This window comes from Sphingobium salicis subsp. salicis (assembly GCF_049472635.1).
Lineage (GTDB): Bacteria > Pseudomonadota > Alphaproteobacteria > Sphingomonadales > Sphingomonadaceae > Sphingobium > Sphingobium yanoikuyae_A.
Window position 1 is genome coordinate 2,249,594 of the sequence record NZ_JAYRCS010000001.1, and the last position, 14,296, is coordinate 2,263,889.

Consider the following 14,296-nt stretch of genomic DNA (forward strand, 5'->3'; position numbering starts at 1 on the left):
CCCCGCGCACAATGTTACAGACATCGCCGCAATCTGAAATCGCCGGGCAAAATCACACGCAGACACTCCGCCTGACCAGCGTCAGACCCGGAGTGCAGCGTGATACAACAGCCGATCAATTTCCCGGCCCGGATCGAAAAGACAGACAGGAAGACGCAGTCGATCTGCTTCTTCTTCAACGCGCAGATCCATCATCTTCTGCACGCCATGCCGCTGGCACTGGAATTGTCGCATGATCCGCGCTTTCGCGTCGATATCATCGCCGCCGGCGCCGATCATATTGCGCTGGCCCGCGACCTGGCAGCCCGTCATGGCGGCGGCCGGCTGAACTTCATCCATCTCGACAATATCTGGCTGCGCACCCTGTCCCATCTGTCGGGCCACGCCAGCCCGCCCAAGCTCGCCACCCTCCTCGCCGCCCGCAGCCGCCTCGCCCGCTATGACGCGATCGTCGTGCCCGAACGCACCTCGCTGCTGCTGCGCCGGCTCGGACTGGCGGACAGCCGCTTCATCCATACCTGTCATGGCGCGGGCGACCGCGCGGTCGGCTATGATCCGCGCATCGCCCTGTTCGACTTCGTCCTGCTGGCGGGCGAGAAGCAGCGCCGCCGGATGCTGGCACAGGGCCTGATCCGCGAGGATCATTACGCCATTGCCGGCTATGGCAAGTTCGACCTGACCCAGGGCCAGCGCCCGGCCAGCCCCTTCACCGACAATCGCCCGATCATCCTCTACAACCCGCATTTCTCGCCGCGCCTCTCCTCCTGGCAGGCGATGGGCATGGATGTGCTGCGCCAGTTCGCGGCCGATGACCGGTTCAACCTGATCGTCGCGCCCCATGTCCGCCTGTTCGACAATCGCCGCAAGCGCGCCGCGGCCGAGCGCATGCTGACCGAGTTTGCCGGCCTGCCGCATATCCATGTCGACCTGGGCAGCCGGGCAAGCGTCGACATGAGCTATGTCCAGCTCGCCGCCGCCTATATCGGCGACGTGTCGAGCCAGATCTATGAATTCATCGCCACGCCGCGCCCCTGCCTGTTCCTCAACGGCCATGCCGCACAGTGGCGCGACGATCCCAATTATGCCCATTGGCATTATGGCCCGGTCCATGAATCCGCCGATCGCATCCCGGACAAGGTCGCCGCCGCCATGGCCGCCCATGGCATGTATGACGCCGCCCAGCGACGCGGCCTGTCCGATACCTTCGCCAGCGGCGGCGCGCCCGCCTCGGCGCGCGCGGCCAGGGCGGTCGCGGATTATCTGACGCGCGGCGCACCAGCAGCGCGGCCTGTTCCGACACCCTATAAGCTGCGGGAGGCACTGCGCCATGGCTGATGCCGATCGTCGCCTCTGGCTCGTCGCCCGCGTCCATGCCCCCGATGAGGGCGGGGTCCAGACCTATGTGGCCGAAACCGCCCGCGCCTATGCCGCGCTGGGCTGGCGCGTCACCCTGTTCACCAAATCCTCGGCCGGTCCGCGCCGGGTCAGCAGCGACGGCGTCGAACTGATCGATGTCGGCCCGACTTCGCGCATGCGGGTCTATGGCCGGCTGTTCCGCGCCATGGCCGGCGCCTGGCTGCGTGGTGAGCGCCCACAGGCGATCCATGCCTGCACTTGGCGCGCAGCCCTGCCTGCCCTCGCCTTTCCCCGCCCCCTCATCGTGACCATCCATGGCCGGGAAGTCGGTCGCCCGGCCGGCGGTGCCTTCGCCCTGCTGCGGCTGGTGCTGCGCCGCACCCGGCGCATCGTCGCGGTCAGCGCCGTCACCCGTGACCTGCTGGTGCAGCGCCTGCCCGATCTCGCCGCGCGCACCATCGTCGCCTGGAACGGTGTCCGCATGCCAACCGACCGCCCCACCACCGCCTTCCAGAATGGCGCCGCGCCGGCCCAGATACTGACCGTCTGCCGCCTCGTCGCGCGCAAGAATATTCCGGCCGCGATCGACGCCGCAGCCGCCTGCCTGCGCGAGGAAGCCTCACTCCACTACACCATCGTCGGCCGCGGCGTGGACGGCATCCGCATCCAGCAGACCGTGCGCCGCCACCAGCTGGAGGATCATGTCCGGCTGGCCGGCTATGTCTCCGACGCGGAACTGGCCGAGCAATATCGCGAGGCCGACATTTTCCTCCACCCCCAGATCGCGCTGGAGGATGGCGCCGAGGTGGAAGGCTTCGGCCTCAGCGTCGCCGATGCCATGGCACAGGGGCTGGCCTGCATCGTCGGCGCGGATGGCGGCCCGGCCGAACTGGTCCGCGACGGCGTCACCGGCCTGGTCGTCGACGGCAATTCCCCCAGCGCATTGCGCGCGGCGCTCGCGCTGCTGGCGCGCGATCCCGCGCTCTGCCGCCGACTGGGCGATCAGGCGCGGATCTGGGCCGCGAACAACCTGTCGTGGGAACGGCATTGTCACCTCGTGCTGCACGAATTGCCGACCCGCCGCCCCGCCCCGTCTCGCAGCACGCCCGCACTCACCGAAGGAGGATAGGATGCGCAACTACAGGGCCCCCATCATCCATATCGGCTATCACAAGACCGGAACCACCTGGTTCCAGGATATTTTCTACCCCGCCGTCCGCAATCGTCGCTACCTGCCCCGCGCCGTTGCGCGGGCCGCCTTTCTGGAGGCCGGCGCGCTCCATTTCGAGCCTGACCAGGCCCGCCACAGACTGGGCCAGGACCGCGACGACATCATCCTGTGCGAGGAAAATCTGAGCGGCGGGCTACATAATGGCGGACTGGCCGGCAATCTTTCCAAGGATGTCGCCGGCCGCATCCGCGATACGCTGCCCGGCGCGCAGATCGTCATCTTCGTGCGCGATCCCTGCTCGGCCATCGCGTCCGCCTATCTCCAATATGTGAAGGGCGGCGGCACCTTCGGCGTCCATCGCTACCTGTTCGGCCGCGATCGGCTAGGCCCGGTGGCGCCGGAGCGGGACGAGGCGCCCGGCTTCCGCCGTGAACATTTCGACTATGCCCGGCTGATCGCTTATTATGATCGGCTGTTCGGCGCGGACAATGTCCATGTCTTCCGCTATGAGGATTTTCGCGCCGATCCGCGCGGTTTCGCCGCCGCCTATGCCGCCCGTTTCGGGCTGGATGTCGCGCTCGACCGGCTGGACTGGGGCACACGCAACCCCTCCCCCGGCCGGCTGCTGCTCTGGGCCTTTCGCACGGCCAACCTCTTCACCCGGCGCGCCGTCGCGGACAAGGACTGCCTGCTCCATCTGCCCGGCTGGTATGGGCTCAGCCGCAAGCTGCTGCGCCGCGCCAATGCCTCGGGCCGCTTCGGCCGTCCGCTGCGCATGCGCGACATATTGGACGAGGGCGCCATCGCCCATTTCAACGACTATTATCGGCATGGCGAGGCCGCCATTGCCGACCGACTGGAACAACAGACATGCCGCGACGCGAAATCACGCGACGGGATGGCCGGACCGGCGCCGTCCTATGCTCGATCATGCAGAACAGCCACATCCTCCTTGCCGACGATGACGCAGCACTGCTGACGTCGCTGTCGGACTATTTCGGCCGCTATGGCTTCGACGTCGACACCGCCGCCAATCTTGCCGACATGCGCCGCCTTTCGGAAGAGGGTCATTATGACCTGTTGATCGCCGAACCGATGATGCCGGGCCAGCATACTGCCGGCCTGCTGCGCGAATTCGCGTTCGAACGTCGCATTCCGGTCATCATCCACAGCCGCGCCACCAGCGACATCGATCGCATCCTGGGCCTGGAAATGGGCGCGGAAGATTATCTGACCAAGCCCTGCAACGCCCGCGAACTGCTCGCCCGCGCCAATGCGGCCCTGCGCGCCCGTCGCCGCCAGGCCGATGCCGGCACCATGGCTACGGCACCGCGCGACAATAGCTGGGTCGCCTTCCAGGGCTGGCGCTTCGACCTCACCACCCGCCAGTTGTTCGATCCGAGCGGCGGCACCATCTCGCTGTCAGAGGGCGAATATCAGTTGCTGCGCGCCTTCGTGGCCAATGCGCGCCAGGTGCTGAACCGCCACCAACTGCTCGACCAGGTCTATGGCGCGTCGAGCGACCATTATGACCGCGCCATCGATGTCCAGCTGTGCCGTCTGCGCCGCAAATTGTCGGCCGGCGGGCTCAAGGGGCAGACGATCCGCACCGTGCGCAACGAAGGCTATATCTTCGTCCACCCCGTCACGGCTGGCAACGCCGCCAACTGACCGCAATAAAAATCAGATCCATTACCCCGCATATGAAAATATGCGGGGATTTTTTCGTCATAAATCAAATATAATTACGACATTTCATAAATTATGAAATTACGTGAAACATACGCAACATTTCGCAACATAATCAAAACTATCGTCATATCTGTTTTTTATTGGCAACAGCTTTGTTAAACCTTTGTGAAACACGGCAAATCGCGTTGACGCACTTCGTTGCACGCATACAAATCTCTCCATCGGCTCGCGTCATCCCAAGGACAAACCAACAGGGCGCGGACCGGGATAAAATATCCCAAGGGAGATTATTTTCATGCCGTCTCACATCATGCGGCGCCTTTCGGCGTCGACCATCCTGCTCGGCCTGGCGACCCCGGCCTTCGCGCAGACCAGCGCGGCGGATGATGGCGCGACCAGCGACACCATCGTCGTCACCGGCTCGCGCATCGCTCGCCCCGACCTGCAGCAGGCATCGCCGATCGCGATCGTCAGCGCGCAGGAATTGAAGCTCAGCGGCAAGGTCAATGTCGAATCGATCATCAATGACCTGCCCCAGTTGATCCCCAGCACGACGGCAGCATCCAATAATCCGGGCGGCGGCGTGTCCACGGCCGACCTGCGCGGCCTGGGTGCCAACCGCACCCTGGTGCTGGTCGATGGCCGTCGCTACGTCTCCTATGACTCCAACCAGATCGTCGATCTCAACACCGTTCCGGCGGGCCTGATCGATCATGTCGAAGTCGTGTCGGGTGGCCGTTCCGCCGTCTATGGTTCGGACGCGATCGCCGGCGTCATCAACTTCGTGACCAAGCGCGACTTTTCCGGCGTCGAAGCAAACGCCAATTATCGCATCAACCAGGCAGGCGACGGCGGCACCTTCAACACCAACCTGCTGATGGGCGGCAATTTCGCCGACGGTCGCGGCAACGCCACCTTCTATATCGACTACACGAAGCGCGACGCCGTCCAGCAGTCGGCCCGCAGCTACACCAAGCAGGCCTATACCGATGACGGCGATGGCGGCCTGGCCGCCGGCGGCTCGGGCTCGATCCCCGGCACCCGCTTCGCCCTGTCCGGCACCCAGTATAAGTTCAACCAGGACGGCAGCTATTCGGCCTATGACGCAACGACCGACGCCTACAACTATGCACCGGACAATTATCTGCAGGTGCCCCAGAAGCGCATCCTGCTGAGCGCCCAGACCCATTATGACGTCAACGATCACCTGACCGTCTATGCCGAGGGTCAGTTCATCAACAACCGGGTGAAGAACCGCCTCGCGTCCACGCCGTTCACCGGCTCGGTCTCGCTCGACGTCGACTCCTCCTTCCTTTCCCCGGAATCCCAGGCGCTGCTGTCGGCCGCGGACACTGATGGCGACGGCTATGCCACTGCCGCCATCTATCGCCGCCTCAACGAGGTCGGCGCCCGCATCTCCAATGTCGACAACACCGCCTATCGCACCCTGATCGGTGCCAAGGGCCAGATTGCCGGCGACTGGAACTATGACGGCTATTACAGCTATTCGCGCACCAAGCAGGTCGAGACCCAGACCGGCAACGTATCGCGCAGCCGCGTGGAGCAGGCGCTCAAGACCACCTATGACAGCGACGGCAACCTGGTCTGTTCGGATACCAGCAATGGCTGCGTTCCGCTGAACATCTTCGGCGAAGACAATATCAGCAGCGAAGCCGCCGCCTTCATCTCGATCCCGGTCAAGAATGTCAGCACCGTGACCGAACAGGTCGCCAGCTTCGCCGTCACCAACGGCAATCTGTTCGATCTGGGCGCCGGCCCGGCCGGCATCGCCTTCGGCGCCGAATATCGCTCCGAACATGGCAGCTATGATCCGGACTATGCCCTGTCCTCGGGCGACGTCGTCGGCTTCAACGCCGGTGAGCGCCTGTCGGGCGGCTATAATGTGAAGGAACTGTTCGCCGAAATCGACGTGCCGCTGCTCGCCGATCTGCCGCTGGTCCACAAGCTCGACTTCAACGGCGCCTATCGCTTCTCGCATTACTCGACCGCAGCGAAGAATGTCGGCACCTTCTCGGCCGGCCTCATCTATGCGCCGATCAAGGACGTCACCTTCCGCGGCCAATATAGCCGGGCGGTGCGTGCGCCGACCGTCGCGGATCTCTATTCGGGCCAGTCGCAGGACTTCCCGACCGCGAACGATCCCTGCTCGACCGAGGACGCGACCACCAATGCCAGCCTGGCGGCCAGCTGCGTCGCGACCGGCGTTCCGTCGAGCGCGCTCGGCACCGACATCAACGGTGGCAGCTCACAGATCGACTCGATCACCGGCGGCAACCCGAACCTGCGTGAGGAAAAGTCGGACACCTGGACCGCGGGCGTCGTGCTCCAGCCCAGCTTCCTGCCGCGCTTCAGCCTGACGGTCGATTATTACCATATCAAGATCGACAATTACATCTCGACGCCGGGCACCGCGAACATCATCAAGGCCTGCTATGGCGATCAGTCCAATGGCTGGACGCCCTATGACAGCAGCTATTGCTCGCTGCTGCCGCGCAACGAGAACAGCTATGCGATCGAGGGCGCGGAAAATCTCCTGTCCAACACCGGTGGTCTCAAGACCGAGGGCGTGGACTTCGAGATGAACTACAGCCTGCCGCTCAACTTCGGCGTGTTCGGCGCCAAGACCGGCAAGCTCAGCTTCCGCGTCGCGGGCACCCGCCTGATCCGTTACGACCTGAACCCGGTCGCGGCGATCCCGGAACTGAACCAGAGCTGTGCCGGCCGCTTCGGCGTCTATTGCGGCGATCCCTATTCCAAGCTGCGGCTCAACAACCGCATCACCTGGAGCAGCGGTCCGATCACCCTGGGCCTGACCCATCGCTATCTGTCGAGCGTCCGCGACGACGACGATACGACCACCTATACCGTCGAGAAGATCAAGGCCTACAACCTGTTCGACCTCGGCCTCCAGGTGCAGGCGACGGAAACCTTCGGCTGGTCGCTGGGCATGAACAACATGTTCAACAAGAAGCCGCCGATCATGGGCGACAACCAGCAGCAGTCGAACACCTATCCGTCGACCTACGACGTCTATGGCCGCGCCTTCTTCGTGAACGCCTCGGTCAAGTTCTGATCATACCGCTGGACGGGCACCCCTCGCCCGTCCGGCACCTGCCCCACAAAAAAGCGGCCGCCCTTTCGGACGGCCGCTTTTTCCTTTGATCGAACGGCGCCTCAGCGCGGCGGATTGACCACCACATATTGCACCGACGATCCGACATATTGCGGCTGATACCAGCTATTGCCGCACTGCGAATAGCTGATGCCGTTGACCACCACAGTCGAGCAATCCGGCGGAATGCTGCGCACGATCGATCCGATCGCCGCCGCCGTCAGCGTCACCGCGGCCGCGGTCGCCACCGGATGCCAGTGATCGTCCCAATCATCATCCCACCGGTCATGGCGATGATGATCATAATGGTCGTAGCGGTCCGGACCGCCACCATGATGTCCACCGCCATGATCCACATTCACATGCACATTATTGACCGTGTTATGATGCCGGTTGTGATTGACATTGTTGACCGATCCGCCGCGCACGCCCGGCCGCCCGCCGGGATGGGAATTGCCCGGCCGCGCCGCATGGCCGCCACCCGAGGGCCGCGCCGGTCGTGCGCGCCCGCCGCCACCGCGATTACCGCGGTTCCGGGGCGGCGCCGCCTCTGCCGTCGAAGCGGTCATGCCCAGCACCAGCGCCGCCGATGACAGCATGACCCGACCGATGACGACCGGTTCGGCCATCAGGGCAAGCGACGCGATGATGGCCAGGCCGCGTTTTGCCTCCATGCTCATTTTGCCTCTCCCTTGCTCAGGTCGACCATGCGGATCGGATTGGCGCCGGCCGGCGCGGTGAAGGCGAGGTCAGCCGCAGACGGTCGCGCGCTGCCGTCCCAGCGCATCAGCGCGCTATATTGCGGCATCGACGGATCATTCGTGTCGGTGATCACCATCTTGCAGGGCAACTGGCTGCTGTCCTCGATCCATATCTGCCAGTCGACCTTTTCCTGGCGGAAGGCATAATGGGTGCAGGTACGGCCATCGATCGTCTCGGGGCGGATGACATAGCCCGACTTTATGCGGCTGCGCAGCGTCTGGTCCGTGCCCCAGGTGAACAGGTCGGCCAGCGGCAGTTCGACACCATAGGTGGTGCGCAGGCTGTCGAGCGACTGGCCGATCGAACCGGTCACCGGCACGCTGGCATAATAGTTCAGGCGCGGCGCCAGCACCGTGAACTTGCCGCCGCCGAAATAATATTCCCGGTTCTGGATGTCGGATGTGGCGACGATCTTGAACGCGTCGGGCTTGTGGACCTGAATGTCCAGCGCACCGGTAAATTGCAGCTTCTGCCCGGTATCCAGCACCACTTCGGTCGTGACATCGGCCTTCAGCGCGAAGCCGGGCAGCGAGATCAGCTTGGCGCTCATCTTGTCCATCGCGTCCATCGCCGCCGGCTCGACCACGCCCGCCGCCGGTGCGGCTGTCTGCGCATGGGCGGTCGATGCGGCCAGCAGCGCCAGCGGCACACAGAGACATTTTATCCTAGACCTCATCACAAGCTCCTTCTGCCCGGATCGGACGCGCGGCGAGATGCGCGATGCGGCCATTGGACGCCATCTCCCTTGCTGCGGCCGACTATCGCCGTTCCCACGACGCGGCCCATCGGGATAATTGCCGATTTGGCCGCATTTCTTTCCGAGCAACCCCTGAGCCTGACGGAGCATCAGGCGGAAAGTGCAGTCCTTCTTCCCGCCTGATGCATGACCACACCCGGGGGGATGGGTGGCAGTCATCTCATGGGCCGGTAGTCCCGGCCGATCCCTGCTGCCGGGTGGTCATTTGCGCACCATCCCGGCCTTGTCCTGTCGCTATCAAGCTAGAGCGCCGCCGGGGCCGGCCAAGTCGGGATTTGCCCTGATCGGCCTTTTGCGCCGAGGCCCGTCATCCCGCGCGACCATAACATGCTGCTATCCGACGCTCCGCGCCCCTTTGCGCCGCGCACCGGGGACAGATCCTCACTGTGCCGTCCCAGGGTTTATCATGATCGCCAATCCCCGACGAGACGCCTAGGATCACCGCAAGATTTCTCGCTGACGGAGCGGCGATCATCATGGAAGACATTCCCAAACTCCCGACCGACATGGGTGCAAAGCGCACCGTCATGGCCGCCGATCGCACCTTGATGGCCTGGATCCGCACCTCGCTTTCGATGCTCAGCTTCGGCTTCACCATCTACAAATTTCTCGACGCCGCGACGGAGAAGACGGGCCATGGCGATTCCCAGAGCCCGCAGCATATCGGCCTGTTCCTCGCCGGCATGGGCACGCTGGCCATCCTGCTTGGCACATGGGGCTACTGGATGACGCTGTCCGACCTCAAGCAGACCAACCAGTTTCATCTGGGCCGGCCGGTGCTGGTCATGGCGCTGATCATGTGCGTGGCCGGCATTGCTCTGTTCGCGGCCATTGCGACGCGCGCCGTATAGGCGCATCAACAGGATCGACAGACAAGGAGTATCGGTTGACCGTGCCATCCCCCCTCGCCCCTGCGGCCACTGCGCCGGACAACATGATCCATATTCCCGGCGGCCGCTTCATCATGGGGTCGGACCATCATTATCCCGAGGAAGCGCCAGCCCATCCGGTCGAGGTCGACGCCTTCTGGATCGATGCCACCCCCGTCACCAATCGCGACTTCCGCCGCTTCGTCGAGGCGACGGGCCATCGCACCACGGCGGAGATCGCGCCCAATCCGGACGATTATCCCGGCGCCCAGCCGGACATGCTGCGCCCCGCCTCTTTGGTCTTCACGCCAACCGAACGCCCGGTGCCGCTGCATGACTGGAGCCAGTGGTGGCGCTATGTCTTCGACGCCGACTGGCGCCATCCGCTCGGCCCGGACTCCTCGATCGATGACCTCGACGATCATCCGGTGGTCCATGTCACCTATGACGACGCCGCTGCCTATGCCGCCTGGGCCGGCAAGGCGCTGCCCACGGAAGCGGAATGGGAATTTGCCGCGCGCGGCGGCTTCGATGGCCAGGAATTTGCCTGGGGCGACGAACTGTTGCCCGATGGCAAGGCGATGGCGAATTTCTGGCAGGGCAATTTCCCGTCAGAAAATCTGCTGATCGACGGCTATGAACGCACCTCCCCAGTCGGCAGCTTCCCCGCCAATGGCTATGGCCTGTCGGACATGATCGGCAATGTCTGGGAATGGACCGAGGATTTCTACGCCGCCCGGCATCAGGCAGATCCCTCGCGCCCCTGCTGCGCGCCGCGCAACCCGCTCAACCAGGCGCGCGAGGCCAGTTATGACCCGCAGCAGCCGCACATCCTCATCCCGCGCCGTGTGCTGAAGGGGGGCTCGCACCTCTGTGCGCCCAGCTATTGCCGGCGCTATCGCCCCGCCGCGCGCCATGCCCAGGCGATCGACTCCTCGACCAGCCATATCGGCTTTCGCTGCGTGATCCGCGCGGCCTGACAGGCAGAAAGGGGCGTCGTGCCGATCCGCACGATGCCCTTTCTTCTCAGAACCCGACCTGCATGAAGACCGCCGGGCCACTAAACCGATATTTCATTCGCCCGGCCCAGTTATCCTTGTCGACATCGACGCGATAATTGACGTAGCGCCACATCGCGCCGATCCCGACATTCTTGGCAAAGCGCCATGTCATGGCCGCTTCGGCATTGAGCAGCCGCCCCTTATAATCGTCGATCTTGAGCGACAGATAATCCGCCCGCGCGCCCAGGGTCAGGTCGGTGGCGATCCGCTGCGTCGCAAACAGCCCCACCGTCGGCAGCGGCGCCAGCGCCTTGCGGCGGCGCTGCGTCCCGCTCACCTGCGTTTCACCCAATCTCGCGTCGCCCTTAAGCGTCAGGGTAAAATCGGTCGCATGCAGCCCCAGCGCCGCGCCGACGCGGGTATCAGGGGTGCTCACGAACGCATAGCCGAAGGTCAGCCGGTAGACGTCGCTATCGAAGCCGCTCTCCACCCGCACCCCGGCCGGATAGGTGACATCGTCAAATGTGATATCGCGCGCCACCGTCTTGGACCCGTTGCGGCTCAGCGAATAATATTCGCCCATCACCGACCAGTTGTCGCCCAATCTTATCCCCGCCGCGACCTGTGGCAACGCCTTGTGCTTGTCGAGATCGAGGTCGGATTCCAGGTCGATATTCGTGCCGCCATCCGGATTGGACGCGGGTGCGACCCGAACATGGGAACTGACCGATGGCCAATAAGCGCCCACTTCGACCCAATATTTGTCGTCGAGCGACTGCGCATGCGCAGGCGCTGTGACTATCCCCGTCATGATGACACAGATGCCAGCAAGCCTGATACTGTGGCGCCCCATATCGTCCTCCCTATGGCCAGCGGCCGCTCGTTCGGCATCGCAACATACCACTTGGTCCTTGTGCGCCCTTGCGCGGACCTTGGGCATCGGGGTCATTGCCTAGGAGTGCAGGGAATGATGCCGGGGTTATCCCGATGCCGTCATTGCCATCGATCTGGAAAGCCGGCGAAAAATACCATTCAGCATGTTCAGCCCCTCTCCGGGTAAATACCCGCTCGCCAAACGCGGCTTCTAACCAGCCATCAGCCATGTCCGACTCAGGACCGGCAAGCGGGGCGCGACCATGCTGCAAGCATGACACTAGGTATATTTCCTTATGTCCCAAATTATACACAAAACCCATATTTTTTCAAAGTATACAATGCCGTACATCCGCCCATTAACGCTGTTAAACGCCCTATTCCCGCAGGTTTCATACCAAAATCCCACCAGCAACCCGTCGATGCAAAAGGCGTTCCAAGGCAACAAAAAACCTGATTTTTACACGGCACCAACCATTGCTACATAGAATTACCCCCGGTATACTTCCTGATAACAGGGTCGCTCGTTAGTTAGGCTCAGGACTCATTGATTGAGCCAGAAGATGACGGCGGCGGCGATACAGATGGCGGACATGAAGGTGTGGGCGCAACGGTCGTATCGGGTGTGGATGCGCCGCCAGTCCTTGAGCTTGCCGAACATGTTTTCGATCTTGTGGCGCTGACGATAGAGCGCGGCGTCGTGCGGGATTGGCACCTTCCGGTTCTTCTTTGAGGGAATACAGGCGGTGATGTTGCGCTCCGCAAGCGCTTTGCGGAACCAGTCGGCGTCATAGCCTCGATCGCCGAGCAAGGCTTTGGCGGGAGGCAAGGCGTCGAGCATCAGGGCAGCGCCCTTGTAGTCGCTCATCTGGCCCTCGCTCAGCAGCATGACCAGCGGCCGGCCCTTGCCGTCGCAGACGGTGTGGAGCTTCGAGTTCAGGCCGCCCTTGGTGCGTCCGATACGTCTGGGAACATCCCCTTTTTGAGCAGGCTTGCCGCCGTCCGGTGTGCTTTCAGGTGGGTCGCATCTATCATCAACTGCTCGGGCTTGCCGCCCTTCGCCGCGAGGGCCGCGAAGATCTTGTTGAACACGCCGAGCCGGCTCCACCGGATGAAGCGGTTGTAGATCGTCTTCGGCGGGCCATAATCGGCAGGCGCATCGCGCCACCGCAGGCCGTTCCTGATCACGAAGATGATCCCGCTGATGATCCGACGGTCGTCCACCCGTGGCACCCCGTGCGATAGCGGAAAATATGGCTCGATCCGGCGCATCTGCGCCTCCGACAACCAGAGCAGGTCACTCATCACGACGTCTCCTCACGCCGTCATTGAATCAACCCTTCGCTATCACCGCAAGCGATTTAATAGGTCCTGAGCCTAGTCCATTTTCACACGGTATTTGCCGTGCAGATTATCTTTGTGCGCTGGGATGTTCCTCCCGGTCGAATGATACAGGGCATTTTAGCTGGTGAGGGAGACGTCATGCTCGAACCACATCAAGCGGGGGCACCCTATTATCCGGAATTTTTCGGTGACGAACATGGCAGTGCCACAGTTCCCGCCCCGATCTATCTGGTTCCACCAAGCCAGCCCCAGACGACGTCCCGCGCCGATCTGCAACGGCTGATCAACAGCATTCCGGTGAAGATCGTGGTGGTGGATCGCGATGCCCGCATCGTGGCCATCAATGGCGCCTGCCAGCCCTATCTGCGCGCCGTCGGCCTCGACCTGCATCTCGTTGCGGGCCAGAGCTACTATGCCGTCAAGGAACGTTTCGGCGCGCCGCCGCAGGATGCCCGCAGCGTGAGCGAGCATGTCGCCGCCCTCTGCCAGCACAGCACGCCCTTCAGCCAGACCATCAGCTTCCCGCTCGCCGGGCAGGACATCCGCATGGTCGTCCATGGCGAACGCCTGCCGGGTACGGAGGATCTGTTCATCCTCAGCCATCTCGACGATGAAGATCCGGAAAGCGAAACCGCCAATCCCCGTCGCTACCACCTCTCGATGCTGCAGGCGGAGGAAGAGGAGCGCAAGCGGATTGCCCGTGAACTGCATGACGAAACGGCCCAGCAACTGGCCCTGATGCAGTTCAACCTCATGACGCTGCGCAACAGCGACATGAGCCCGCAGGCCAGCGACGCCTATCAGGCGATGGAAATCTCGCTCAAGGCGATCCAGGACCAGGTGCGGACGCTCAGCTATCTGCTGCACCCGCCCGAACTGGCGGAAGATGGCATCGAGGCGGCCCTCGCCCATTTCACCCGCGGCTTTGCCCGCCGGTCCGGGCTCCAGGTCGAATTTCGCTGCCTTTCGGGGCCGATCAAGCGCGATCCCGACATGGAGATCGCCTTCTATCGCGTCGCACAGGAGGCGCTGGCCAATGTCTACAAACATGCCAATGCCCGCCACGCCGTCGTCCGACTGCGGCGGACCCAGACCGGCTTCGCGCTGGAGATAGAGGATGATGGCCGGGGTGTGCCCGAACATATCCTCAACGGCCGGGGCCGCGACATCGTCGGCGTCGGCCTGTCTGGCATGCGAGAGCGCGTCGTGGCGCTCGCCGGCCAGTTTGAAGTCCGCCGCACCGGCACCGGCACGCTCGTCACCGCGATCATACCGCGCCGACGTCAATGTGACTGACCCCGCCTGATCGACGGGGCGAGATCAGGCCCGCGTGCGGAT

Annotated in this window: 12 protein-coding genes; 8 read left to right on the forward strand and 4 right to left on the reverse strand. The window is 63.4% G+C overall.

The annotated features are described in order from the left end of the window. Positions 1–99: 99 nt before the first annotated feature. The 5 genes from VHN57_RS10970 (at position 100) to VHN57_RS10990 (ending at position 7,313) form a co-directional block, all read left to right on the forward strand. Complete coding sequence (locus VHN57_RS10970; protein ID WP_278986372.1) at positions 100–1,335, forward strand: glycosyl transferase; 1,236 nt, start codon at positions 100–102, stop codon at positions 1,333–1,335. Beyond that, positions 1,328–2,485: a glycosyltransferase family 4 protein gene (locus tag VHN57_RS10975; protein WP_278986374.1), complete on the forward strand. Its 1,158-nt coding sequence runs from the start codon at positions 1,328–1,330 to the stop codon at positions 2,483–2,485. The genes VHN57_RS10970 and VHN57_RS10975 overlap by 8 nt, the downstream gene beginning before the upstream one ends. 1 nt (position 2,486) lies before the next feature. Further along, complete coding sequence (locus VHN57_RS10980; RefSeq protein ID WP_278986375.1) at positions 2,487–3,506, forward strand: sulfotransferase; 1,020 nt, start codon at positions 2,487–2,489, stop codon at positions 3,504–3,506. Further along, a complete protein-coding gene (locus tag VHN57_RS10985) occupies positions 3,458–4,198 on the forward strand; it encodes a winged helix-turn-helix domain-containing protein (protein ID WP_278986376.1) in 741 nt (246 codons plus the stop codon). The genes VHN57_RS10980 and VHN57_RS10985 overlap by 49 nt, the downstream gene beginning before the upstream one ends. Before the next feature lie 316 nt (positions 4,199–4,514). Continuing rightward, entirely contained in the window at positions 4,515–7,313 is a 2,799-nt protein-coding gene (locus tag VHN57_RS10990) for a TonB-dependent receptor (RefSeq protein ID WP_278986377.1), read from the forward strand. 101 nt (positions 7,314–7,414) lie between these two features. Here the strand turns inward: VHN57_RS10990 and VHN57_RS10995 are convergent, their stop codons facing one another. Further along, on the reverse strand, positions 7,415–8,032 hold the full coding sequence (locus VHN57_RS10995) for a hypothetical protein (protein WP_278986379.1): 618 nt from the start codon (positions 8,030–8,032) through the stop codon (positions 7,415–7,417). Next, positions 8,029–8,790, reverse strand: coding sequence for a DUF2092 domain-containing protein (locus tag VHN57_RS11000; protein WP_210729761.1), 762 nt, complete (start codon positions 8,788–8,790; stop codon positions 8,029–8,031). Before VHN57_RS11000 ends, VHN57_RS10995 begins: the two co-directional genes overlap by 4 nt. Positions 8,791–9,347: 557 nt before the next feature. Between VHN57_RS11000 and VHN57_RS11005 the strand changes: the two genes are divergently transcribed. Beyond that, a complete protein-coding gene (locus VHN57_RS11005) occupies positions 9,348–9,722 on the forward strand; it encodes a YidH family protein (protein WP_270093131.1) in 375 nt (124 codons plus the stop codon). An 83-nt stretch (positions 9,723–9,805) separates the two neighbouring features. Beyond that, entirely contained in the window at positions 9,806–10,720 is a 915-nt protein-coding gene (locus tag VHN57_RS11010) for a formylglycine-generating enzyme family protein (RefSeq protein ID WP_278986381.1), read from the forward strand. A 46-nt stretch (positions 10,721–10,766) separates the two neighbouring features. Here the strand turns inward: VHN57_RS11010 and VHN57_RS11015 are convergent, their stop codons facing one another. Beyond that, on the reverse strand, positions 10,767–11,594 hold the full coding sequence (locus tag VHN57_RS11015) for an outer membrane beta-barrel protein (protein WP_423283829.1): 828 nt from the start codon (positions 11,592–11,594) through the stop codon (positions 10,767–10,769). 564 nt (positions 11,595–12,158) lie between these two features. Further along, positions 12,159–12,919, reverse strand: a protein-coding gene (locus VHN57_RS11020) for an IS5 family transposase (RefSeq protein ID WP_278988698.1) whose coding sequence is annotated in 2 segments (ribosomal slippage) — positions 12,159–12,586 and positions 12,586–12,919 — 762 coding nt in all. Because the reading frame shifts where the segments join, the coding sequence is not laid out codon by codon here. Between the two features lie 177 nt (positions 12,920–13,096). Between VHN57_RS11020 and VHN57_RS11025 the strand changes: the two genes are divergently transcribed. Then, a complete protein-coding gene (locus VHN57_RS11025) occupies positions 13,097–14,254 on the forward strand; it encodes a sensor histidine kinase (RefSeq protein ID WP_278988697.1) in 1,158 nt (385 codons plus the stop codon). Positions 14,255–14,296: the final 42 nt, after the last annotated feature.